The organism is Runella sp. R0.1_18 (assembly GCF_057652155.1).
Map to the genome: position 1 here is coordinate 1 of NZ_JBYFCK010000101.1, position 427 is coordinate 427.

Annotated in this window: 2 tRNA genes and 1 rRNA gene; all 3 read right to left on the minus strand. The window is 43.8% G+C overall.

Features of this window, described 5'->3' with window-relative positions:
* Positions 1 to 87 precede the first annotated feature (87 nt).
* A tRNA-Ala gene (locus tag AC23P2_RS31240) sits at positions 88 to 161 on the minus strand.
* Between the two features lie 70 nt (positions 162 to 231).
* Positions 232 to 305, minus strand: a tRNA-Ile gene (locus AC23P2_RS31245).
* A gap of 52 nt (positions 306 to 357) precedes the next feature.
* A 16S ribosomal RNA gene (locus tag AC23P2_RS31250) occupies positions 358 to 427 on the minus strand; the annotation flags it as partial.

A 427-nucleotide genomic window follows, 5' to 3' on the forward strand; every position in this document is an offset into this window, starting at 1 on the left:
CCCCATGCGCCCTTATTTTGCTTCTTCTACAAATTTCTTGATAATTCTCTACCAATATGTCAAATAACTCTAAGACTTAAAGCCTCGTGGAGGATAACGGATTCGAACCGTTGACCCCCTGCTTGCAAAGCAGGTGCTCTAGCCAGCTGAGCTAAACCCCCAATATTTTTTTTAGACTTTCTTCAAACTTAACAAAAGTACGCTTACTTTGTGTTTGAAGGCTGATTTTAGTGGGCCTGCGAGGACTCGAACCTCGGACCTCTACATTATCAGTGTAGCGCTCTAACCACCTGAGCTACAAGCCCCCTTAAAAGTTATATAATGAAAGTAAGTTAAGGAAAGGAGTCTTTACTCCAGAAAGGAGGTGTTCCAGCCACACCTTCCGGTACGGCTACCTTGTTACGACTTAGCCCCAGTTACCAGATTT